Genomic DNA, 22,826 nt, shown 5'->3' on the forward strand with positions numbered 1-22,826 from the left:
CCGGGGGATCAGAACTCGCCGAACAGCAGGTTCCCCGGGGCGTCCTCGTCGGTGCCGGTGTAGTACTCGCGTACCGCGCCGAGGAGTTCGTCCACCGTCAGGGTGCCGTCCCCGTCCGCGTCGATCCGCCGGAACAGCGCCTCGGTGTGGGCGGGGCCCAGGTCCGTGTCGAAGGCCTCCTGCGCCCGGTGGAACTCCTCCGGGCTGATGACCCCGTCGCCGTCGGTGTCCACGATCGTGAGGATCGCCCGCATCATCGGGCGGAACGAACGGTCGTAGGCCGGCCCGCCCTGTGCGTACAGCCGGGTCATGCCCAGCTTGTACTCCTCGGGCGTGACCTTGCCGTCGCGGTCCAGGTCCAGCTCGGTGAAGAGGTCCTGCCAGAAGTCGGCCAGCCCGCCCATCACCAGGGCGGCCTTGGGGGAGTCGGCCGGCTCCGCGAGGGCGGTCAGCAGCCGGGAGCCGAGCGCGATGATGTCGTCGGCGTCGATCACCCCGCTCCGGTCGGCGTCCAGGTGCGTGAAGGCGCGCTCCAGCTTGCGGTCGAGCAGGTCGTTCGTCATGTGAGTGCCTTTCACGGCGGCGTCCGCATCTGCGGATACGTTGTGCGGGCTTGCGGTCACCTAGCGTAATCTCCCGGCGGATCGCGAACTTCCGCAGTCCCGCGGGGGAGTTGTGGATGCACCCGTACGAGGGAAGGCCGGCCCGCGGTGGGGCGGCCGGGTCCTTGGCGACGGCAACCTTTCGGGGCGTCAGGGCGTCGTACGTGCGTGCGCACGCCGTACGTACGACCGATCGGGGGACTGGATGGTGAAGGGGCGGAACGGGCGAGGCCGTCGGGCCGCGCTGCTGGGAGCGCTCACAGTGGCCCTGTGGCTCTGCGTCGGCGGGCTGTTCGCGGGAGTACCCGTCCAGGCCGCGAGCGGCGGGTGCGCGGGCCGGCTGGCGCGGACGGTGCCCTTCGAGACGGGCGAGCTGCGCGTCTACAAGAGCCGCACCCGGGCCTGTGCGATGGCCGTGGCGCGGACGCCGGGCGAGCGGCGGCGGATGGCGGTCAGCATCCAGCCGCGCGGCGGTGCGCCGGTGCGCGATGCCGGACGATTCACCAGACATGCCGGGCCTGTCACTGTGGGGGCGATCAGTCGCTGTGTGTATGTAAAGGGGGGTGTGGGAGCCGGCTCGGCCGACTCCGGCTGGATCCTGTGTTGAGGGACAGTCCCAACTGGGTCTGTTCAGTGGCGTGTTGGCCCGGCTAGGTTCACGGCGACCGAAGTGAACTCAAGGGGAGGGCGAATGCGCAAGACGCTCGGATGGCTGCTGTCGCTCGTGGTGCTCATCGGCACCATGGGTGCGGCCGGCTCCACGGCACAAGCGGCCACCGCCGCGGAGCCGGCGGCCGCCGCGGACATCAAGGACCAGATCCTGGGCATTCCCGGGATGAGCCTGATCGAGGAGAAGCCGTACCCCGGCTACCGATTCTTCGTGCTGAACTACGAGCAGCCGGTCGACCACCGGCAGCCGTGGAAGGGCACCTTCAAGCAGCGCCTGACCCTGTTGCACAAGGACGTCTCGCGACCGTCGGTGTTCTTCACCTCCGGCTACAACGTCAACACCAGCCCGCGCCGCAGTGAGCCGACGACCATCATCGACGGCAACCAGGTGTCCATGGAGTATCGATTCTTCACGCCCTCCCGGCCCGACGCGGCCAACTGGGCCAACCTGGACATCTGGCAGGCCGCCAGTGACCAGCACCGCATCTTCACCGCCCTGAAGAAGATCTACAAGAAGAACTGGCTGGCCACGGGCGGCAGCAAGGGCGGCATGACGGCGACGTACTACGAGCGCTTCTACCCGCGCGACATGGACGGCGTCGTCGCGTACGTCGCGCCCAACGACGTCGTCAACAAGGAGGACTCGGCCTACGACCGGTTCTTCGCCAAGGTCGGCACCAAGGAGTGCCGCGACAAGCTGAACGCGGTGCAGCGCGAGGCGCTGGTGCGCCGCGAGCCGCTGGAGGCCAAGTACGCGGTGGCCGCCGCCGAGAACGGCTGGACCTTCACCACCGTCGGCAACCTCGACAAGGCGTTCGAGGCCGTCGTCCTCGACTACGTGTGGGCCTTCTGGCAGTACAGCCTGCTGGCCGACTGCGCCTCCATCCCGGCCGCCGCCACCGCCAGCGACCAGGAGATCTGGGACTCGATCGACGCGATCTCCGGCTTCTCCGCCTACTCCGACCAGGGCCTGGAGACGTACACGCCGTACTACTACCAGGCGGGCACCCAGCTCGGCTCCCCGGACATCAAGCAGCCGCACCTGGGCAACCTGAGCCGCTACGGCTACCAGCCGCCGCGCAACTTCGTGCCCCGCGACATCCCCATGACCTTCCAGCCGGGAGCCATGGCGGACATCGACAAGTGGGTGCGCGACAACGCCAACCAGATGCTGTTCGTGTACGGCCAGAACGACCCGTGGGGCGCCGAGCCGTTCCGCATCGGGTACACGGCGCGCGACAGCCACGTGATGATCGCGCCGGGTGCCAACCACGGGGCGAACGTCGCCAAGCTCCTGGACGGCGAGAAGGCCCTCGCCACCGCCAAGATCCTCCAGTGGGCCGGGGTGGCTCCGGCCGCCGCGCTCGCCGACGCGGGCCGGGCGGCGCCGCTGGCGGCCCCGGACGCCGAGCTCGACCGGCGCGACCTGGAGCGCGAGCCGCAGCTGCGCCCGTGAGGACGTACGGCCGGTGAACGACGGGGGCGTGCCCGCATCCTGCGGGCACGCCCTCCGCCGTGTCGGGCGTCAGGCGTCGAGGGAGAGCCCGTGGCCCAGCGGGTAGCGGCCCGGCACCGGGACGGGCAGACGGCCCGCGGGCCGGGCGGCCCCGGTGAGGACCCGCGCCGCCGCGCGCATCTCCGCGTCCCCCCAGGAGTACGTCGCCAGCTCCGCCGCGCAGGCCGGCAGCCGGGCCGGGTCGTAGGGGTTGCGGAGCGCCACCAGGACCACGGGGACGCCGGTGGCGAGCAGCTCCGTCACCAGCGTGCGCTGCGGGCCGTCCCCCTCCGGGACGTTGTACGTGCACACCAGCACCGCCGCGTGCCCGGGCGCCGCGGCCACCGCGCGCGCGGGCGCCACCGCCGTGGCCCGGCACCCGAGTGCGGTCAGCTCCCGGGCCAGCACGACCGTGGGCGGGCCGGTGCCGGCGCTGGGGGAGGCCGGGTCCGTCCCGGTGACCAGCAGTCGGGGTACGGCCTTGGCGTCGACGGGCACCAGCTTTCCGGGATTCGCCAGCAGGGTCGTCGTGGCGGTCGCGATCCGGTCGGCGGCGTCGAGGTGCTCGCGTACGCCGACCACCGCGTCCACCGTCGCCGCCGAGGGGTAGGCCTCGTCGAACAGCCCGCGGCGGGACTTCAGTTCCAGGATGCGCAGCACCGACTCCTCGACGCGGGCCTCGGTCAGCTCGCCCGACGCGACGGCCTCCAGCACGCTGCGGTGGGCCAGCGGCAGGTCCGGCGGGTTCAGCAGCTGGTCGCAGCCCGCCAGGAGGGCCAGTACGGGCACGCGGTCGTCGCCGTACTTCTGGCGGACCCCGGCCATGTCCAGGGCGTCGGTGACCACCACGCCCTGGAAGCCGAGGCGTTCGCGCAGGATGCCGGTCACGATCGGCCGGGAGAGGGTCGCCGGGTCGCCGGAGGGGTCCAGGGCGGGGAAGACGATGTGCGCCGTCATGATGGCGTCCACGCCGGCTTCCACCGCGGCCCGGAAGGGCGGCTCGTCGAGCTCTTCCCAGGCGGCGCGGGTGTGCCGCATGACCGGCAGGCCGACGTGGCTGTCGGTCTCGGTGTCCCCGTGTCCGGGGAAGTGCTTGGCGGTGGCGGCCACCCCGGCGCCCTGGTAGCCGCGCACCTGGGCGGCGACCAGTTCGGCGACGGCGTGCGGGTCGGAGCCGAAGGAGCGTACGCCGATGACCGGATTGGCCGGGTTGACGTTGACGTCGGCCACGGGCGCGTAGTCCTGCCGGATGCCCATGGCGGCGAGCTCGGCGCCCGCGATGCGGGCGGCGCGCCGGGCGTCGGCGGCGGAACCGGAGGCGCCGAGCGCCATCGCCCCCGGGAACAGCGTCGCGGGCCTGCCGATCCGGGCGACGGCGCCGTGCTCCTGGTCGGTGGAGAGCAGGAGCGGGATCCGGGCGCCGGTGGTGAGGGCGGTCTGCTGGAGGCCGGCCGAGAGCGCCGCGATCTGGTGCGGGGTGCGGGTGTTGTGGGCCCAGGCGAAGTAGACGATCCCGCCGAGGTGGTAGCGGGAGACCAGCTCGGCGGCGGTGCGCACGCCGAACGCCGCCCGGTTCTGCTCGGCGTCCGCCGGGTCGGGACCGGTCGCGGAATGCCCGTACGCCCGGGAGACGAAGAGCTGCCCGACCTTCTCGGCGAGGCTCATCCGGTCGACGGCGCGCCGCAGCCGGGCCCGGTCGGGCCGGCGGCCCGCGGGCCCGTCCGGGTTGAGGGCGTCGTCGGCGGTGGGGGTGCGAGCGGGGCCCGAGGCGGAGGCGGCCGCCCCCGCGGCCGTGGCGGCGACCGCGGCGGCCGCGGCCAGCAGGGTCCGGCGGGAGGCGTGGTTCGGCACGGGCCGGACCCTACCGGTGCCGTCCGGCCTCGGCCGGGCGTGTCGTTGCGTGTCGCCCCTTTGGGGTGGGGCCCTGCCGGGACTACCCCGTGGCCCAGTGTTCCTGGAGGGTGCGGACGGTCTCGGTGATGGCCGGGCGGCGGGCGGCGCCGGTGCGCCAGAGGGCGTACAGCCTGCGGACGGGGCCCGGTTCCAGCGGCACGGCCACGGCCCCCGGCGGCAGGGTGCCGGTCCCCAGCCGGGGGACGACCGCCACCCCGAGTCCGGCCGCGACCAGGGCGACGATGGTGTGGTTCTCCTCGGCGACGTGCGCGATGTCCGGCTCGAAGCCGGCGGTGCGCAGCGTCCGCATCAGCCAGTCGTGGCACACCCGTCCGGGCGGCTGGCACACCCAGCGCTGGCCGCCGAGGTCCGAGCGCCGGACGGTCCCGCGGGTGGTGAAGGGGTGGCCGGCCGGTACCACCAGGTCGCAGAGGTCGTCCCCGATGAGGGCCTGCTCCACCCCCTCGGGCGCGGGCAGCGGGGCGATGTCCCAGTCGTGGGCCACGGCCAGATCGGTGACGCCGCGGGCCACCAGGTCGACGGACAGGTGGGGGTCGACCTCGGTGAGGCGCACGTCCAGGGCCGGGTGCCGGCGGGCCAGATCGGCCAGCACCCCCGGCAGCAGTCCGCGCGCGGCCGAGGCGAACGCGGCGACCGTGAGCAGCCCGCTCGGCTGACCGCGCCGCTCCTCCAGGGTGGTCTCGGCGCGCTCCACGATCGCCAGCAACTCCTGTGCGGTGTCCGCCAGATGGCGGGCCTCCTCGGTGAGGGCGACCCCGCGCCCGCGCCGTTCCAGCAGGGTGGTGCGGGTCTCCCGCTCCAGCTTGGCGATCTGCTGCGAGACCGCGGAGGGGGTGTAGCCGAGGGCGGCCGCCGCGCCCGCGACCGAGCCGTGGACGGATACGGCGTGCAGGGCGCGCAGCCGGGCGAGATCGAGCATGCCCCCATCGTATTCGTTAGCAGTGCTTCATCCATGGATGAAGAGATCCGCGCTGGTGCTACACGGTCGGCCGGGCCGATGCTCGGTCCATGCGTCCCGTACACACCGCACTCGCCGTGCTCGTCGCCGCCGTCTGGGGCTTCAACTTCGTGGTCGTCGAGATCGGACTCGACCACTTCCCGCCCCTGTTGCTGTCCGCGCTGCGCTTCCTCGTCGCCGCCCTGCCCGCCGTGTTCTTCGTCGGGCCGCCCAAGGTCGCCTGGAAGTGGATCGCGGGGGTGGGGGCCGCCCTCGGCATCGCCAAGTTCGGCCTGCTCTTCACCGGCATGGACGCGGGCATGCCGGCCGGGCTGTCCTCCCTCGTCCTGCAGGTCCAGGCCGTCTTCACCGCCGTCCTCGCCGCCGTCGTGCTCCGCGAGCGGCCGGGCCGGGTGCGGCTGACCGGCATGGCCGTGGCGCTGGCAGGCATCGCCGTGGCCGCCGTGGACGGGGGCACCTCCGGGCCCGTGCTCGGCTTCACCCTGGTCGTGGCGGCCGCCGCCTGCTGGGGCGTCTCCAACGTGCTGACCCGCAAGGCCTCCCCGCCCGACGCCCTGAACTTCATGGTGTGGGTGTGCACGGTGCCGGTGCTGCCGCTGTTCGGGCTGTCGCTGCTGCTGGAGGGGCCCGAGCGGGACCTGGCCGCGCTGCGGGCCCTGGACTGGTCCGGGGTGGGCGTCATCGCGTACGTCGCGTGGGTCTCGACCGTGTTCGGGTTCGGGGCCTGGGGCTACCTGCTGCGCCGCTACCCGGCCTCGTCGGTGGCTCCGTTCAGCCTGCTGGTGCCGGTCTTCGGGATGTCCTCGGCGGCCCTGGTGCTCGGGGAGCAGGTGTCGGGCCTGCGCTGGGCGGCGGCGGTGCTGCTGGTCGGCGGGGTGGCGCTGACGTCGCTGGCCCCCGCGCGGCCCGCCGCCCGTACCGAGGCCCGGGCGGAGGCCCGTACGACGGCCGCCGCGGCCGTCAGCGCAGGGAGTCGTCCTGCAGCGGCAGGCGCCAGTCCTGTCCGATGAGGGAGACCCCGTACGAGCGGTGCGGGCGCTCCGCGACCAGGGTGAACCCGGCCCGCAGGTAGAGCTCGCGGGCGTCGGCCAGCACGTCGTTGGTCCACAGCACCAGCTCGCGGTAGCCGACCGAGCGGGCGAAGGCGACGACCGTGTCGACCAGCAGGCCGCCGATGCCGCGGCCGCGTCCCTCGGGGTCGACCAGCAGCAGCCGCAGCCGGGCGGTGCCGGGTGCGCCGTCCTCGCGCACGCACATCACCGAGCCCACCGGGCGGCCGTCCAGCTCGGCGATCCAGACCCGTTCCAGGTACGGGTCGTGGTCCTCGGCGAAGTCCGCGACGATCCGGGCCACCAGGCCCTCGAACTCGGCGTTCCAGCCGTACTCGGCGGCGTACAGCGCGCCGTGCCGCTGCACGATCCAGCCCAGCTCGCCGGGCCCCGGGGCGCGCAGTCGGACCCCCTTCGCCTCGGGGTCCTCAGGTGTTAGGAGTACCGGGGGCGTGTCCATGGCGCCCGAGGATAGCGCGCGGGGCGGGCCGGGGGGATGCCTGCGGCCGCCGGCCCGCCCTGCGCCGCAGGGGTTGCCGCGGCGGGCTACTTCTTGCCGCCGCCGAGGATCTGGCCCAGCAGGTCGCCCAGGCCGCCGTCGCCCGCGGGGGCCGCACCGGGCGCCCCGCCCGGCGGAGTGCCGGCCGCAGTGCCGCCGGCGGCCTTGCCGGAGGCCGCGCGCTTGGCGAACACCGCCAGGAGCACCGGGATCAGCATCTCGATGACCCGGCTGACGGTGGCCGCGGGGATGCCGGTCTTCTTCGAGACGGCGTTGGCCACGGGCCGGCTCAGCTTGGCCAGCACCCCGGCCATCATTCCGCCGCCCAGCAGCCCGCCGAGACCGCCGCCGAGCGTGGAGACGCCCTGCAGAGGGGGCTCGGCCACCTCGGCGAAGGCCTGGCGCACCTCCACCCCGTCCTCGTCGTCGGCTCCGGCCTTCTGCTGGAGGTCGCCGGTCATCGCCCCGACCGTGGTCGTGACGGTGTCGCGTGCGCCGGCGGTGTCCGTGCCGAGCAGCGAGGCGATCTCGTTGAGCCGGTCGTCACCGAGCTCGCCCAGCACGTCGTCCTGGAATGAAGATTCGCTCATGCGTGAAACGCTACTTCTGTCCCGATTCGCCAGCACCTCGGGTAGGCGTTGGGTAACGGAAACGTAAATGTGTGACTCCGGATGCAACCCTCCGGGGGTACCGCGGGTCGTATGTTGCGTCGGCACTTCCGGGGAGGGATCTGGGGGGATCGGGAAGTCCGACGAGGGAGGGGTAACCGTGAGGGGGTCCGGCCGCGAGGCGGGACCCCCTTCGCGCTGTCCGGGGCATCGTCCACAGGCCTGACGGGATGTCGGCGCCGCCCGGTAGCTTCGGGTCATGGCAACGGACGGGGTACGGGCGGCGGTGCAACTGGCGGTGGTCGAGGGCGTCCTCGAGCGCATCACCTACGCCAACGAGGAGAGCGGCTACACGGTCGCCCGCGTCGACACCGGCCGCGGCAGCGGCGACCTGCTCACAGTCGTCGGCTCCCTGCTCGGGGCGCAGCCCGGCGAATCGCTGCGCATGGAGGGCCGTTGGGGCTCCCACCCGCAGTACGGCCGGCAGTTCACCGTGGAGAACTACCGGACGGTCCTGCCCGCCACCATCCAGGGCATCCGCCGCTACCTCGGCTCCGGCCTGATCAAGGGCATCGGACCGAAGATCGCCGACCGGATCGTGGAGCACTTCGGCACCGGCACGCTCGACGTGATCGAGGCCGAGCCGAAGCGGCTGATCGAGGTGCCCGGCCTCGGCCCCAAGAGGACGAAGCTGATCGGGGCGGCCTGGGAGGAGCAGAAGGCCATCAAGGAGGTCATGGTCTTCCTCCAGGGCGTCGGCGTCTCCACCTCCATCGCGGTGCGCATCTACAAGAAGTACGGCGACGCGTCCATCTCCGTCGTCAACAACCAGCCCTACCGGCTCGCCGCCGACGTGTGGGGCATCGGCTTCCTGACCGCGGACCGCATCGCCCAGGCCGTCGGGATCCCGCACGACAGCCCCGAACGGGTCAAGGCCGGGCTGCAGTACGCCCTGTCCCAGTCCACCGACCAGGGCCACTGCTTCCTGCCCGAGGAGAAGCTCATCGCCGACGGGGTAAAGCTGCTCCAGGTCGACACCGGGCTGGTGATCGAGTGCCTGGCCGAGCTCGCCGCCGACCCGGAAGGGGTCGTGCGGGAGGCCGTGCCGGACCCGCAGGGCGGGCCCGACCCGCTGACCGCCGTGTACCTGGTGCCCTTCCACCGGGCCGAGCTGTCCCTGGTCGGGCAGGTGCGCCGGCTGCTGAACGCCGAGGACGACCGGATGCCGTCCTTCCAGGACGTGGACTGGGACAAGGCCCTCGGCTGGCTCGCCGGGCGTACGGGGGCCGCGCTCGCCCCCGAGCAGCGGGACGCGGTCAGGCTGGCGCTGACCCGCCGGGTCGCCGTCCTCACCGGCGGCCCGGGCTGCGGCAAGTCCTTCACCGTGCGCTCCATCGTCGAGCTGGCCCGGGCCAAGAAGGCCAAGGTGGTGCTGGCCGCGCCCACCGGCCGGGCCGCCAAGCGGCTCGCCGAGCTCACGGGGGCCGAGGCCTCCACGGTGCACCGGCTGCTGGAGCTCAAGCCGGGCGGGGACGCCGCGTACGACCGGGACCGGCCGCTGGACGCCGACCTGGTCGTGGTCGACGAGGCCTCGATGCTGGACCTGCTGCTGGCCAACAAGCTGGTCAAGGCGGTGGCGCCGGGTGCTCACCTGCTGCTGGTGGGGGACGTGGACCAGCTGCCGTCGGTCGGCGCCGGGGAGGTGCTGCGGGACCTGCTGGCGGAGGGCGGCCCGGTGCCCGCGGTGCGCCTGACCCGGATCTTCCGCCAGGCCCAGCAGTCCGGCGTGGTCACCAACGCGCACCGCATCAACACCGGGCTGCCGCCGATCACCGACGGGCTGCCGGACTTCTTCCTCTTCCCCGAGGAGGACACCGAGGCGGCGGGCGTGCTGGCCGTGGACGTGGCGGCCCGCAGGATCCCGGCCAGGTTCGGCCTCGACCCGAGGCGGGACGTCCAGGTGCTCGCACCCATGCACCGCGGCCCGGCCGGCGCCGCGAACCTCAACGGGCTGCTCCAGCAGGCCATGACGCCGGCCCGCCCGGACCTGCCGGAGAAGCGGTTCGGCGGCCGGGTCTTCCGGGTGGGCGACAAGGTCACCCAGATCCGCAACAACTACGAGAAGGGCGCCAACGGCGTCTTCAACGGCACGGTCGGCGTGGTCATCGCCCTGGACGCGGACGAACAGCGGCTGACGGTGCGGACGGAGGAGGACGAGGAGATCGTGTACGAATTCGGTGAGCTCGACGAGCTGGCCCACGCGTACGCCGTCACCATCCACCGTTCCCAGGGGAGTGAATATCCCGCTGTGGTGATCCCGGTCACCACCGGTGCTTGGATGATGCTCCAGCGGAATCTGCTCTATACGGCGGTGACCAGGGCGAAGAAACTGGTCGTCCTCGTCGGGTCCCGGAAGGCCCTGGGCCAGGCCGTGCGTACCGTTTCCGCAGGTAGGAGGTACACGGCGGTCGCGCCCCGGCTGTCCGGACGGATACCGGTGGGAAACATCACCTAGATGATCGATCATTTGGGGTTCCCGCCGCGGTGCGGAGGGGGCAGGATGAGCAGGTTGGCGGCACTCAGTGCCGTCAGAAAGACCAAAGGCCGACCCCGAGTGCACTCTCCTGCGCCAAATGGGGGAAGGTAGAGGCAGTCAGGGCACCTCGAAGAAGAGGCACTACGTCGGTGAGGGATGACGTGAGCGACAACTCTGTAGTACTCCGGTACGCGGACGGCGAATACACCTACCCGGTGGTTGAGAGCACCGTCGGCGACCAGGGCTTCGACATCTCGAAGCTGCGGGCCCAGACCGGGCTCGTCACGCTGGACAGTGGCTACGGCAACACCGCCGCCTACAAGTCCGCGATCACCTACCTCGACGGTGAGCAGGGCATCCTGCGTTACCGCGGCTACCCGATCGAGCAGCTGGCGGAGCGCTCGACCTTCATCGAGGTCGCCTACCTGCTGATCAACGGTGAGCTGCCGACCGTCGACCAGCTCGCGTCGTTCCGCAACGAGATCACCCAGCACACGCTGCTGCACGAGGACGTCAAGCGCTTCTACGACGGCTTCCCGCGCGACGCGCACCCGATGGCGATGCTGTCCTCGGTCGTCAGCGCGCTGTCGACGTTCTACCAGGACAGCCACAACCCCTTCGACGAGAAGCAGCGCAACCTCTCGACGATCCGGCTGCTGGCCAAGCTCCCGACGATCGCGGCCTACGCGTACAAGAAGTCGGTCGGCCACCCGGTGGTCTACCCGCGCAACGACCTCGGCTACGTCGAGAACTTCCTGCGCATGACCTTCTCCGTGCCGGCCCAGGAATACGACCTGGACCCCGTCGTGGTCTCCGCGCTCGACAAGCTGCTGATCCTGCACGCGGACCACGAGCAGAACTGCTCCACCTCCACCGTGCGTCTGGTCGGCTCCTCGCAGGCGAACATGTTCGCCTCGATCTCCGCCGGCATCTCGGCCCTGTGGGGTCCGCTGCACGGTGGCGCCAACCAGTCCGTCCTCGAGATGCTGGAAGGCATCAAGAACGACGGCGGCGACGTCGACGCCTTCATCCGCAAGGTGAAGAACAAGGAGGACGGCGTCCGCCTGATGGGCTTCGGGCACCGCGTCTACAAGAGCTTCGACCCCCGGGCGAAGATCATCAAGGCGGCGGCGCACGACGTCCTCTCGGCGCTCGGCAAGAGCGACGAGCTGCTCGACATCGCGCTCAAGCTGGAGGAGCACGCGCTCGCCGACGAGTACTTCGTCTCGCGCAACCTCTACCCGAACGTGGACTTCTACACCGGTCTGATCTACCGGGCCATGGGCTTCCCGACCGAGATGTTCACGGTGCTCTTCGCGCTCGGCCGCCTCCCCGGCTGGATCGCCCAGTGGCACGAGATGATCAAGGAGCCGGGTTCCCGCATCGGCCGCCCGCGCCAGATCTACACGGGCGAGGTCCTGCGCGACTTCGTTCCCGTCGAGGCCCGCTGACCCGAGGCCCTCGGGCGCCGCGCAGGACTGTGCGGCGCCGCCCCAGACGTACGAGAAGCGCCCCGCCGTCGATCCCCCCACGGGTCGACGGTCGGGGCGCTTCCCTTTTCCCCGAAACGGACTCCCCCCACGGGACCCGGATCGGGGCGTCCTTGAGCCGGGACCCGTTCGGGTCGGGAGGGCCGCTCAAAGCCTCCCGCGGGCACGTGTCCCGGCCGGCGGATGCCACGGAAAACCCCCAAGGTTTCCGTGGAACGTCCCCCAAGACGTTCCTGGCATCGCCCCATTAGACCTGTCACGACCCCGGATGGTTACGTTGAGGTCACTGTGATCTGCGTCTCCCGTGAAGGAAGTGTGGGAACGATGCGAAGGTCATCCACTAGCGGAAGGACCTCAACCGCAGGCTGTTGGTCACCACGAAGACCGAGGAGAAGGCCATGGCGGCTCCCGCGATCATCGGGTTGAGCAGGCCGGCCGCCGCCAGCGGCAGGGCCGCGACGTTGTAGCCGAAGGCCCAGAAGAGGTTGCCCTTGATGGTGGCCAGGGTCCGGCGGGAGAGCCGGATCGCGTCCGCCGCCACCCGCAGGTCGCCCCGTACGAGGGTCAGGTCGCCGGCCTCGATGGCCGCGTCGGTGCCCGTGCCCATGGCCAGCCCCAGGTCCGCCTGGGCCAGAGCGGCCGCGTCGTTGACCCCGTCGCCGACCATGGCGACCGTACGGCCCTCGGCCTGGAGGCGGCGTACGACGTCCACCTTGTCCTGCGGGAGCACCTCGGCGATCACCTCGTCGATGCCCACCTCGCGGGCCACCGTCTCGGCCACGGCCCGGTTGTCGCCGGTCAGCAGCACCGGGGTCAGGCCCAGTTCCCGCAGCCGGGCGACCGCCTCGGCGCTGGTCTCCTTGACCGCGTCGGCCACGGTCAGGACCCCGCGAGCCTCCCCGTCCCAGGCCACCAGCACGGCGGTGCCGCCCTCGGCCTCGGCGGCCGCCTTGGCCCGGGCGAGCCCGTCCGGCAGGGTGATCGACCAGTCCGCCAGCAACTGCTCGCGGCCCACCAGCACCGCGTGCCCGTCGACCACGCCCTGGACGCCGAGACCGGCGAGGTTCTCGAAGCCCTCCGGTACGGGCAGGGAGCCCGCCCGGTCGGCGGCGGCGGCGGCCACGGCCCGGGCGATCGGGTGTTCCGAGGCGTGCTCCAGCGACCCGGCCAGGCGCAGCAGTTCGAGCTCGTCGACCCCCTCGGCGGTGACGACACCGGCCAGGGTCATCCGGCCGGTGGTGACGGTGCCGGTCTTGTCGAGGACGACGGTGTCCACGCGGCGGGTGGACTCCAGCACCTCGGGGCCCTTGATCAGGATGCCGAGCTGCGCGCCCCGCCCGGTGCCGACCATCAGCGCGGTCGGGGTGGCAAGGCCCAGGGCGCACGGGCAGGCGATGATCAGGACGGCCACGGCGGCGGTGAAGGCGGCCGTCGCGTCGTCGGTGACGAGCAGCCAGCCGATCCAGGTGCCGAGGGCGAGGACCAGGACGACGGGCACGAAGATCCCGGAGATCCGGTCGGCGAGGCGCTGCACCTCGGCCTTGCCGTTCTGCGCGTCCTCGACCAGCTTGGCCATCCGGGCGAGCTGGGTGTCGGCCCCGACCCTGGTGGCCTCGACGAGCAGGCGTCCGGAGGTGTTGACGGTGGCGCCGGTGACGGAGTCGCCGACGGACACCTCGACCGGGACGGACTCGCCGGTCAGCATGGAGGCGTCCACGGCGGAGCTGCCCTCGACGACCGTGCCGTCGGTGGCGATCTTCTCGCCGGGGCGGACGGCGAAGCGGTCGCCGACTGCGAGCTCGGCCACCGGGATGCGCACCTCCTTGCCCGCGCGCAGGACGACGACGTCCTTGGCGCCCAGCTCCAGCAGGGCCTTGAGGGCCGCGCCGGCCTTCCGCTTGGAGCGCGCCTCCAGGTAGCGGCCGAGGAGGATGAAGGTGACGACTCCGGCCGCGACCTCCAGGTAGATGGCGGAGGAGCCGTCCGCGCGGGAGATGCTGCCCCCTTGAACGGTGAAGAGGGCGAAGCCGTGCCGCATGCCGGGCATGCCCGCGTGGCCGAAGAACAGCGCCCACAGCGACCAGGCGAAGGCTGCGAGCGTGCCGACCGAGACCAGGGTGTCCATGGTCGCGGCGCCGTGCCGGGCGTTGGTCCAGGCGGCCTTGTGGAAGGGGAAGCCGCCCCAGACCACGACGGGCGCGGCGAGGGTCAGCGAGAGCCACTGCCAGTTGTCGAACTGGAGGGCGGGGACCATCGCGAGCAGGACGACGGGCAGGGCGAGCGCGGCGGAGACCAGCAGCCGCTGCCGCAGGGCGGACAGTGCCGGGTCGGGGGCCTCGGCCCGCTCCTGCTCCTCGCCGGCCGCGGGGGCGGGCGGGGCGGGAGGTGCGGGTTCCTCGGCGGTGTAACCGGTCTTGACGACGGTCGCGATCAGGTCCGCGACCTGGACGTCGCCGCCGTAGGAGACGTGGGCCTTCTCGGTGGCGTAGTTCACCGTGGCCTCGACGCCGTCCATCCGGTTGAGCTTCTTCTCGATGCGGGCCGCGCAGGAGGCGCAGGTCATCCCGCCGATCGAGAGTTCGACCGCCGTTATCGGTCCGTCGTGCACTGTGCTGGTCATGTTCCGGCTCCAGGGGGATGGCCGGGCCGTACGGGTCCAGTATGAGCTGGCCGGCACGGCCCGGCGGGGTGCTGCGAAGTGCCGCGGGTGCTGCCGAAGGGGAGCGGGTACCGCTCAGGCCCGGCCGGTGAACTCGTAGCCGGCCTCGTCCACCGCGGCGCGCACGTCCTCGTCGGCGAGCGGGGCGGCGGAGACCACGGTGACCTCGCCGGACGCGGCGACGGCCTTGACCGAGGTGACGCCCGGCAGGGCGGAGATCTCGCTGTTCACCGCGCCCTCGCAGTGGCCGCAGGTCATGCCGGTCACCCGGTAGACGGTGGTGGTCTGGGTGTCCGTCTCGGCACTCATGTCGTTCTCCTCTTCGGGGGTGTGTCCGGTCACCGGGAGGGGTGGCCGATGACTCCACCGTCCTCCCGACGATCCGAGACTATACCCCTGGGGGGTATAAAGCGAGCATTGGCATCCGGCCTTTCTCCGCCGTGGCGGGCTCAGTCCTCTCGGCGCCCCCGGTTGCCGGGCCGGCGGGCCACCCAGGCGCGGACCGTGTCGGCGTACCAGTAGGGCTTGCCGCCCTCCACGTGGTCGGGCGGCGGGAGAAGTCCGTGCTTGCGGTAGGAGCGCACGGTGTCCGGCTGGACCCGGATGTGTGCAGCGATCTCCTTGTACGACCACAGCTGTCGGTCGCTCATCTGGGACACCTCCTGGTCCACGCCGCCGGGCCGGCCGGGAGGCCGTCGGGGAATCCGGCGCGTGGACGCTGACGATCACTCGGGTTGTGCCCGGGCAACGACGCGGGACCGGGGCCGGGGAGGGGCTGTCGACCCCCTGTGACGGAAAACCCGCGTAACGCGGACATGCGTGACACAAGGGCGACCCCTGTGACCGGAGAGTCACAGGGGCCGGATGAGGAACACGGACCGCAACGTGCGAGCGGCGGGGTGCGGCGGGGTGCGGCGGGGTGCGGCGGGGAGGGGCAGGGTGCGGCTCAGCGGTACAGGGCCGGCCGGTCCGCCAGCTCCACCACCGTCCGTACGCCGCTGCGCGCTGCCGCGAGGCCCGCCTCCGAGACGGCCGCCGCCGCGTACCCGTCCCACGCGTCGGGCCCCGCCACCCGGCCGCGCGCGGCCGCGGCCACCCAGCGCCGCAGCTGCCGGTCGTAGGCGTCGGCGAAGCGCACCGTGAAGTCCTGGACGATCTCGCCGCCCCACCGGCCCGCCGCCTGCACCACCATCGCGTGCCCGTCGCCGATCCGGGCGCTGCCCGACTCGCCGACCGCCTCGCACTGCACCTGGTAGCCGAAACCGCAGTTGACGAAGATCTCCACGTCGACGACGGCCCCTCCGGAGGTCTCCAGCAGCACCATCCGGGGATCGGCCAGCCCCTCGGGCGCGGCCGACGCGGGCCGCGGCGAGAGCACCGTGACCGCGGTGATCTCCTGCCCCAGCAGCCAGCGGGCCGCGTCCACCTCGTGCACCACGGAGTCGCTGATCAGCATGTCGCTCGTGAAGAACGACGGCGAGGAGGCGTTGCGGTGCCGGCAGTGGAGGAAGAGCGGACGGCCGATCCCGCCCGCGTCCAGCAGCTCCTTGAGCCGCTCGTACTCGGCGTCGTGCCGCCGCATGAACCCCACCTGCACCAGGCGCCGCCCCAGCCGCTGCTCGGCCTCCATGACGCGCAGCGCCCCCGCCGGCTCCGGGGTCAGCGGCTTCTCGCACAGCACCGGCAGCCCCCGCTCCAGGGCCTGCAGGATCGCTTCCTCGTGGGCGGGCCCGGGGGACGCGATCAGTACGGCCTGGACCCCGGGCGCGGCTATCGCCGCCGCCGGGTCGGTGTGCGCACTCGCGCCGTCGAGGGCGCCCGCGACCTCCTTGACCCGGTCCCCGTCCGGATCGGCCACGGCCACCACCCGGGCCCCGCCCACGGTCCGCCCGAACCGGCGCACGTGGTCCGCGCCCATCTTCCCGGTGCCGATGACGGCGATGCCGAGCGTGCTGGTCATGTCGTGTTCCCTCCGGAGTGTCAGCGGGCGCCGCAGGAGCGCAGGTAGGCACGGGTGCGGCGGGCGATCGGCAGCGGCCTGTCGGGCGGGCAGGGGTACATGTCCTGCTCCACGATGGCGAACAGGTCCACGCCCAGGCGCTGGGCGGCCGCCAGTACGGGCTCCAGCGCGGGCACCCCCGACGGCGGTTCGCACATCACCCCGCGGCCCACGGCCGGCCCGAAGGGCAGTTCCTCGGCGACGACTTCGGCGAGGATCCGCGGGTCCACCTGCTTGAGGTGGAGGTAGCCGATCCGCTCGGCGAAGGTCTCCACGGCCTGCACGCTGTCGCCGCCGCAGTACGCGTAGTGGCCGGTGTCCAGACAGAGGGAGACGAGGGCGGGGTCGGTGGCGTCCAGGAAGCGGGCCACGTTCTCCGGGGTGTCGATGTGGGTGTCGGCGTGCGGATGGACGACGATCCGCAGCCCGTACCGGTCCTGGACCTCGCGGCCCAGACGCTCGGTCTGGGAGGCCAGTTCGCGCCACTGGGCGGGGCTGAGGGTGCGGTCCTCCAGGACCTTCCCGGTCTTGTCGTCCCGCCAGAAGGAGGGGATGACGACGAGATGGGCCGCGCCCATGGCCTGGGTCAGCGCAGCGATCCGCGACACGTGCTCCCAGGTCTCCTCCCACACGGCGGGCCCGTGATGGAGTCCGGTGAAGACCGTTCCGGCCGAGACGCGCAGGCCGCGCGCGGCCGTCTCCTCGGCGAGCCGGGCGGGGTCCGTGGGCAGGTAGCCGTACGGGCCGAGCTCGATCCACTCGTACCCGGCGTCGGCCACCTCGTCGAGGAAACGCCGCCACGGGGTCTGCTGCGGGTCGTCGGGAAACCAGACACCCCAGGAGTCCGGAGCCGAACCGATGCGGATACGGGTCAACGCGGGCGGGGAGGACGTCATAACGGCCACCTTAGGGTGGAGGACGAGTGGGAGGACTGACTGTGACCGGCACCGGCGATCCGTATCCGTTCGACCTGATCACGATGGGCCGGATCGGGGTGGATCTCTACCCGTTGACGACCGGCGTACCACTGGCCGAGGCGGAGACCTTCGGCAGGTTCCTGGGAGGCTCCCCGGCGAACGTGGCCGTCGCCGCGGCCCGCCTGGGGCGGCGGGTGGCACTGATCAGCCGGACCGGCGCGGACCCCTTCGGCGCGTATCTGCGCACCGAACTGCGGGGCTTCGGGGTGGACGACCGGTGGGTGACCGAGGTCGCGGGCCTCCCCACGCCGATCACCTTCTGCGAGATGTTCCCGCCCGACCGCTTCCCGCTGTACTTCTACCGGCTGCCGAAGGCCCCGGACCTGGAGATCGCCGCCGACGAGGTGGACCTGGACGCGGTACGGGCGGCCCGCGTGTTCTGGATGACGGGCACGGGCCTGAGCGAGGAGCCCTCGCGGGCGGCGTCGCTGGCGGCGCTGGAGGCCCGGGGCCGGTCGGGGACGACGGTGTTCGACCTGGACTGGCGGCCGATGCTGTGGCGGGAGAAACCTCAGCCGTACTACGAGCGGGCGCTCGCGCACGCGACGGTGGCCGTCGGGAACCCGGAGGAGTGCGAGATCGCCACGGGCGAGTCCGAGCCGTACGCGGCGGCCCGGGCACTGCTCGCCGCCGGCGTGGAACTGGCGGTGGTCAAGCGGGGCCCGGAGGGCGTACTGGCGGTCCACCGCGACGGAACGGCGGTGGAGGCCCGGCCGGTCGAGGTCGAGGTGGTCAACGGGCTGGGCGCGGGGGACGCGTTCGGCGGCGCACTGTGCCACGGGCTGCTGGCGGGGTGGGAGTTGGGGCGTGTCGTGCGGTACGCGAACGCGGCGGGGGCGATCGTGGCCTCGCGGCTGGCGTGCTCCAGCGCGATGCCGTTCTCTCACGAGGTGGAGGAGGTGCTGGGGCGTGCCGGTGGTGTCTGAGTGGGAGATGGAGTGGACCCGGCTGCGGGTGCTGGCCCTTGGGCCGGGCGAGACGTATGCGTTCCCGTCGGGGGAGTGCGAATGGATCGCGCTCCCGCTGTCGGGCGGGTGCGAGGTCCGCTGCCGGGCCCTGCCCGGACCCGCGCCTCGAACGCCGGCCGGGCTGGATCTGCCGCCGGACGGCGTTGAGGCCGGGCTCGCCGAGAGCGGACCGCGGCCAGAACCAGCCCCGCCGGCGTTTGAGGCGCGGGGGTTCGGGGGCGGATCCCCCGCAGCGGAGCCGCACGTCTTCGCACTGCGGGGGCGGAGCGGGGTTTTCGGCGGGCCGACCGACTTCGCGTACGTGCCCCGGGACGCGCACACCGAGATCCGCTCCGCCGCGGGCGGCCGGTTCGCCCTCGCCGGGGCCCGGTGCGAGCGGCGCCTGGCCCCGCGGTACGGCCCCGCAGAGGCGGTGGCCGTCGAGCTGCGGGGCGCGGGCCGGTGCTCGCGGCAGGTCAACAACTTCGCCGCCGCCGGCCCCGACGGCTTCGACTGCGACCGGCTGATCGCCGTCGAGGTGCTCACCCCCGGCGGGAACTGGTCCTCGTACCCGCCGCACAAGCACGACGAGCACCTCCCCGGCGAGGAGTCCCGCCTGGAGGAGATCTACTGGTTCGAGATCGCCCCCCACGGGGACGTCCCCGGTCTCGGGTACCAGCGCGTCACGCCCTCCCCGGCCGGGAAGACCGACATCCTGGCCGAGGTGCGGACCGGCGACGCCGTGCTGATCCCGGACGGCTGGCACGGGCCGTCCATCGCCGCCCCCGGGCACGACATGTACTACCTGAACGTGATGGCCGGACCGGCCGGCGGCGGGCCGCGGGAGTGGCTGATCCGCGACCACCCCGACCACGGCTGGATCCGCGGGACCTGGGCGGGGCAGGACGTCGACCCGCGGCTGCCCTTCCCCCGAGCAGGAGCGGAGGACCACCGGTGAGGCTCACCGTCGCCCAGGCGCTCGTGCGCTTCCTCGCCGCCCAGTACACCGAGCGCGACGGCCGGCGCCGCCGGCTCGTCGCCGCCACCTGGGGGATCTTCGGGCACGGGAACGTGGCCGGCATCGGCCAGGCCCTGCTGGAGTCCGGGCCGGAGGCCATGCCCTTCCTCCAGGGCCGCAACGAGCAGGCCATGGTGCACGCCGCCGTCGGGTACGCCCGCCAGAGCGGCCGGCTCTCCACCCACGCCGTCACCGCGTCCATCGGCCCCGGCGCCACCAACCTCGTCACCGGCGCCGCCCTCGCCACGATCAACCGGATCCCGGTGCTCCTGCTGCCCGGCGACACCTTCGCGACCCGGCCCGCCGATCCCGTCCTCCAGCAGTTGGAGGTCCCCCACGCCGGGGACGTCTCCGTCAACGACGCCCTGCGGCCCGTCTCCCGCCACTTCGACCGGGTCACCCGGCCCGAGGCCCTGATCCCGGCCGCCCTCCAGGCCGTACGCGTGCTCACCGATCCGGTGCAGACCGGCGCCGTCACCCTCGCGCTGCCGCAGGACGTGCAGGCGGAGGCCCACGACTGGCCCGAGGAGTTCTTCGCCGATCGGGTCTGGGGCGTGCGCCGCCCGCGGCCCGACCGCGCCGAGCTCGCCGCCGCCGCGGACGCCGTACGGGGCTCCGCGCGCCCCCTGATCGTCGCCGGCGGCGGGATCCGGCACAGCGAGGCCCAGGCCTCCCTCGCCGCCCTCGCCGAGGCCACCGGAATCCCGGTGGCCGTCACGCAGGCGGGCAAGGGAGTGCTCCCGTACGGCCATCCCGCCGACGTCGGCGGGATCGGCCACACCGGTACGGCCACCGCCGCTGCCCTCGCCCGGGAGGCCGACCTGGTCCTCGCCGCCGGGACCCGGCTCAGCGACTTCACCACCGCCTCGGCGACCCTCTTCCAGCATCCCGCCGTCCGGTTCGTCGGCCTCAACCTGGACCCGTACGACGCCCACAAGCTCGCCGCCCGCCCGCTGGTCGCCGACGCCCGCGAGGCCCTCGACGAGCTCCGGGAGGCGCTGGCCGGCCACCGCGTGGACACCGCGTACGAGACGGCGTACCGGCGGGAGGCCGCCCGCTGGGAGGCCCGCGTCGACCTGGCCTACGCCGTGTCCGCGCCCGACGAGGAGCTCCCGCCCACCCAGGCCCAGGTGCTCGGGCTCCTCGACGCCCTCGTCGACGGCTCCGACATCCTGGTCAACGCGGCCGGCTCGCTCCCCGGGGACCTGCACAAGCTCTGGCGGGCCCGGTCGGCGGACCAGTACCACCTGGAGTACGGGTACTCCTGCATGGGCTACGAGATCCCCGCCGCCATCGGGGTCGCGCTCGCCGCACCCGGCCGGCCCGTGTGGGCGCTGGTCGGCGACGGGACCTACCTGATGAACCCGACCGAGATCGTCACCGCCGTCCAGGAGGGCGTCCCGATCAGGGTGGTCGTCCTGGACAACCACGGCTACGCCTCCATCGGCGGCCTCTCGGGGGCGGTCGGCGCCGAGGGCTTCGGCACCGCCTACCGCTTCCGGGCGCCCGACGGCGCGTACACCGGGGACCCCCTTCCGGTGGACATCGCGGCCAACGCGGCCTCCCTCGGAATGGCCGTGATCCGCGCCCGCACCGTACGTGACCTGCGGGAAGCCCTCGCCGAGGCGCGCTCGGCGACGCGTCCCACATGTGTCTACGTACAGACCCGAACGCCCGACACTGTGTCGGGCCCACCCCCGGCACAGGCGTGGTGGGATGTTCCTGTGGCCGAGACCGCGACCCGCAAGGCGGCGTCCCAGGCCCGTGAAGAGTACGACCGGCAAGCCGCGCAGCGACGTCGCCATCTGTGAAGGAGCAATAGGCATGAAGACCGTCAACCACTGGATCGGTGGCAAGACCGTCGAGGGCGCGTCGGGCAACTACGGCCCGGTCACCGACCCGGCCACCGGCGAGGTCACCACGCAGGTCGCGCTCGCTTCGGCGGAGGAGGTCGACGCCGCGGTACAGGTCGCCAAGGAGGCCTTCCTGTCCTGGGGCCAGTCCTCGCTGGCCGCCCGCACCAAGGTGCTCTTCGCCTACCGGGCGCTGCTCGACGCCAACCGCGACGCCGTCGCCGAGCTGATCACCGCCGAGCACGGCAAGGTCCACTCGGACGCGCTGGGCGAGGTCGCCCGCGGCCTGGAGATCGTCGAGCTGGCCTGCGGCATCACCACGCAGCTCAAGGGCGAGCTGTCGACGTCGGTGTCCAACCGGGTCGACGTGTCCTCGATCCGCCAGCCGCTGGGCGTCGTCGCGGGCATCACGCCCTTCAACTTCCCGGCGATGGTCCCGATGTGGATGTTCCCGCTGGCCATCGCCTGCGGCAACACCTTCGTCCTCAAGCCGAGCGAGAAGGACCCGTCGGCCTCCAACAAGCTGGCCGAGCTGATGACCGAGGCCGGTCTGCCGGCGGGCGTGCTGAACGTGGTCCACGGCGACAAGGTGGCCGTCGACGCGCTGCTCGCCCACCCCGACGTCGCGGCCGTCTCCTTCGTCGGCTCCACCCCGATCGCCCGCCACATCCACACCACCGCCTCCGCGAACGGCAAGCGCGTGCAGGCGCTCGGCGGCGCCAAGAACCACATGCTGGTCCTGCCCGACGCCGACCTGGACGCGGCCGCCGACGCGGCGGTCTCCGCCGCCTACGGCTCGGCCGGTGAGCGCTGCATGGCGATCTCCGCCGTCGTCGCCGTCGGCTCCATCGCCGACACGCTGGTGGACAAGATCCGCGAGCGCGCCGAGAAGATCAAGGTCGGCCCCGGCAACGACCCGACCTCCGAGATGGGCCCGCTGATCACGGCCGCCCACCGCGACAAGGTCGCCTCGTACGTGAAGGGCGCGGCCGAGCAGGGCGCCGACGTGGTCCTGGACGGCACGGGCTACACGGTCGAGGGCAACGAGAACGGCCACTGGATCGGCCTGTCGCTCCTCGACAACGTCCGCACCGACTCCGACGCCTACCGCGACGAGATCTTCGGCCCGGTGCTGTGCGTGCTGCGCGCCGAGACCTACGAGGAGGGCGTGGCCCTCATCAACGCCTCGCCGTTCGGCAACGGCACCGCGATCTTCACCCGCGACGGCGGCGCCGCCCGCCGCTTCCAGCTGGAGATCCAGGCGGGCATGGTCGGCGTCAACGTCCCGATCCCGGTGCCGGTGGGCTACCACTCCTTCGGCGGCTGGAAGGACTCGCTCTTCGGCGACCACCACATCTACGGCAACGACGGCATTCACTTCTACACCCGGGGCAAGGTCGTGACGACCCGCTGGCCGGACCCCTCCGACGCCCCCGCCGGCGTGGACCTGGGCTTCCCGCGCAACCACTGACGCCCGAACCCCGCCTGCAGGACCCGCAGGACGACCCGCCCCCCGCAGCCTTCACCGCGGGGGGCGGGTTCCGTTCCCCGGC

17 protein-coding genes and 1 pseudogene are annotated in these 22,826 nt (G+C 72.7%); 8 read left to right on the forward strand and 10 right to left on the reverse strand.

Translation table 11 applies throughout. The features are described from left to right. Positions 1-8 precede the first annotated feature (8 nt). Positions 9-563, reverse strand: a complete 555-nt coding sequence (locus OHA91_RS24345) for an EF-hand domain-containing protein (RefSeq protein WP_031145411.1) — start codon at positions 561-563, stop codon at positions 9-11. A 730-nt stretch (positions 564-1,293) separates the two neighbouring features. Between OHA91_RS24345 and OHA91_RS24350 the strand changes: the two genes are divergently transcribed. After that, the gene (locus OHA91_RS24350; protein WP_031145415.1) at positions 1,294-2,727 is read left to right on the forward strand and encodes an alpha/beta hydrolase family protein; all 1,434 of its coding nucleotides are present in this window, start codon (positions 1,294-1,296) and stop codon (positions 2,725-2,727) included. Positions 2,728-2,796: 69 nt separating this feature from the next. Here OHA91_RS24350 and OHA91_RS24355 read toward each other — a convergent pair whose 3' ends face one another. Together OHA91_RS24355 and OHA91_RS24360 are read right to left on the reverse strand one after the other, a co-directional pair. Continuing rightward, on the reverse strand, positions 2,797-4,617 hold the full coding sequence (locus tag OHA91_RS24355; protein WP_328740004.1) for a glycoside hydrolase family 3 protein: 1,821 nt from the start codon (positions 4,615-4,617) through the stop codon (positions 2,797-2,799). Between the two features lie 82 nt (positions 4,618-4,699). Further along, a complete protein-coding gene (locus OHA91_RS24360; RefSeq protein WP_031145419.1) occupies positions 4,700-5,599 on the reverse strand; it encodes a LysR family transcriptional regulator in 900 nt (299 codons plus the stop codon). Between the two features lie 89 nt (positions 5,600-5,688). Between OHA91_RS24360 and OHA91_RS24365 the strand changes: the two genes are divergently transcribed. Beyond that, positions 5,689-6,648, forward strand: coding sequence for an EamA family transporter (locus tag OHA91_RS24365; RefSeq protein WP_328740005.1), 960 nt, complete (start codon positions 5,689-5,691; stop codon positions 6,646-6,648). On the opposite strand, the pseudogene OHA91_RS24370 reads toward OHA91_RS24365, so the two are convergent. Together OHA91_RS24370 and OHA91_RS24375 are read right to left on the reverse strand one after the other, a co-directional pair. Next, positions 6,599-7,096: pseudogene (locus OHA91_RS24370) on the reverse strand (GNAT family N-acetyltransferase); the annotation flags it as partial. The gene OHA91_RS24365 and the pseudogene OHA91_RS24370 sit on opposite strands and share 50 nt — an antisense overlap. Positions 7,097-7,233: 137 nt before the next feature. Then, entirely contained in the window at positions 7,234-7,776 is a 543-nt protein-coding gene (locus OHA91_RS24375; protein WP_328740006.1) for a DUF937 domain-containing protein, read from the reverse strand. A gap of 277 nt (positions 7,777-8,053) precedes the next feature. Here OHA91_RS24375 and recD2 point away from each other — a divergent pair, with 277 nt between their 5' ends. Continuing rightward, complete coding sequence (recD2, locus tag OHA91_RS24380; protein WP_328740007.1) at positions 8,054-10,309, forward strand: SF1B family DNA helicase RecD2; 2,256 nt, start codon at positions 8,054-8,056, stop codon at positions 10,307-10,309. 182 nt (positions 10,310-10,491) lie between these two features. Beyond that, positions 10,492-11,781 (forward strand): citrate synthase, encoded by a 1,290-nt coding sequence (locus OHA91_RS24385; RefSeq protein ID WP_031145430.1) that lies wholly within the window; start codon positions 10,492-10,494, stop codon positions 11,779-11,781. A gap of 379 nt (positions 11,782-12,160) precedes the next feature. Here OHA91_RS24385 and OHA91_RS24390 read toward each other — a convergent pair whose 3' ends face one another. The 5 genes from OHA91_RS24390 to OHA91_RS24410 form a co-directional block, all read right to left on the reverse strand. Then, entirely contained in the window at positions 12,161-14,440 is a 2,280-nt protein-coding gene (locus tag OHA91_RS24390; protein WP_328740008.1) for a heavy metal translocating P-type ATPase, read from the reverse strand. A 114-nt stretch (positions 14,441-14,554) separates the two neighbouring features. Next, positions 14,555-14,788, reverse strand: a complete 234-nt coding sequence (locus OHA91_RS24395; protein ID WP_031145433.1) for a heavy-metal-associated domain-containing protein — start codon at positions 14,786-14,788, stop codon at positions 14,555-14,557. A gap of 140 nt (positions 14,789-14,928) precedes the next feature. After that, positions 14,929-15,129, reverse strand: coding sequence for a helix-turn-helix transcriptional regulator (locus tag OHA91_RS24400; protein ID WP_030710687.1), 201 nt, complete (start codon positions 15,127-15,129; stop codon positions 14,929-14,931). A gap of 296 nt (positions 15,130-15,425) precedes the next feature. Further along, a complete protein-coding gene (locus OHA91_RS24405) occupies positions 15,426-16,439 on the reverse strand; it encodes a Gfo/Idh/MocA family protein (RefSeq protein WP_266501047.1) in 1,014 nt (337 codons plus the stop codon). A 20-nt stretch (positions 16,440-16,459) separates the two neighbouring features. Beyond that, complete coding sequence (locus tag OHA91_RS24410; RefSeq protein WP_328740009.1) at positions 16,460-17,374, reverse strand: sugar phosphate isomerase/epimerase family protein; 915 nt, start codon at positions 17,372-17,374, stop codon at positions 16,460-16,462. A 26-nt stretch (positions 17,375-17,400) separates the two neighbouring features. Between OHA91_RS24410 and iolC the strand changes: the two genes are divergently transcribed. From iolC to OHA91_RS24430, 4 genes are read left to right on the forward strand one after another with little or no spacing between them, the layout of a single operon-like run. Beyond that, positions 17,401-18,381 (forward strand): 5-dehydro-2-deoxygluconokinase, encoded by a 981-nt coding sequence (iolC, locus tag OHA91_RS24415; protein WP_266501053.1) that lies wholly within the window; start codon positions 17,401-17,403, stop codon positions 18,379-18,381. 7 nt (positions 18,382-18,388) lie between these two features. Beyond that, positions 18,389-19,360 carry a 5-deoxy-glucuronate isomerase gene (gene iolB / locus OHA91_RS24420; RefSeq protein ID WP_037631419.1) on the forward strand — a complete coding sequence of 324 codons (972 nt, stop codon included), beginning with the start codon at positions 18,389-18,391 and terminating at the stop codon, positions 19,358-19,360. Next, positions 19,357-21,231: a 3D-(3,5/4)-trihydroxycyclohexane-1,2-dione acylhydrolase (decyclizing) gene (gene iolD, locus OHA91_RS24425; RefSeq protein WP_328740010.1), complete on the forward strand. Its 1,875-nt coding sequence runs from the start codon at positions 19,357-19,359 to the stop codon at positions 21,229-21,231. The genes iolB and iolD overlap by 4 nt, the downstream gene beginning before the upstream one ends. A 13-nt stretch (positions 21,232-21,244) precedes the next feature. Continuing rightward, positions 21,245-22,744 (forward strand): CoA-acylating methylmalonate-semialdehyde dehydrogenase, encoded by a 1,500-nt coding sequence (locus OHA91_RS24430; RefSeq protein ID WP_031145447.1) that lies wholly within the window; start codon positions 21,245-21,247, stop codon positions 22,742-22,744. Positions 22,745-22,826: the final 82 nt, after the last annotated feature.

The sequence above is a fragment of the Streptomyces erythrochromogenes genome (genome assembly GCF_036170895.1).
In the GTDB taxonomy this organism is placed as follows: domain Bacteria; phylum Actinomycetota; class Actinomycetes; order Streptomycetales; family Streptomycetaceae; genus Streptomyces; species Streptomyces erythrochromogenes.